Below are 420 nucleotides of genomic sequence, written 5' to 3'. Positions count from 1 at the left end.
TTCATGCCCTTGTTCCAGAGTTCGCGGCTCATTTTCAGGCGCTTGCAATGCTCGTCCGTCCAGGTCGTGCCGAAGCTCACGCCAAAGCCGGGACCGTTGGCACTGCCGCTGCTGCTGCCCATGCAGGTGTCATTGCTGGTCGTGAGGTTGGGGCCGTTCACGCTGGGAACGTTCTTCATGGTGTAAGTGCCCGTGTACTCCACAATGTTCTTCGAAGTTCCGCCAACGGTGCTGTTTACGTTTTGAGTGGTCGTTCCGTTCGTTGTAATGTTCTGGTCGGAGGTCGAAGTGGACCGGCTCTCCATCGTGCCCGTAGAACGGCTCTCCACCGGCGCAACCACAGGATTGACAATGGTGACCGATTGATTTTGCTGAGCCCCCACGGAAGAGGATTCGGAGGAGCTTTGCGCGCTGCTGCCG

General features: G+C 58.1%; 1 pseudogene. It reads right to left on the bottom strand.

Annotated features, from left to right (window positions below):
- A pseudogene (locus ACLBXN_RS06895) lies at positions 1-420 on the bottom strand (hypothetical protein); the annotation flags it as partial.

The organism is Comamonas sp. C24C (assembly GCF_053345995.1).
Note: the sequence above shows the minus strand (reverse complement) of the source record. Positions and strands in the feature narration are given on the sequence as shown.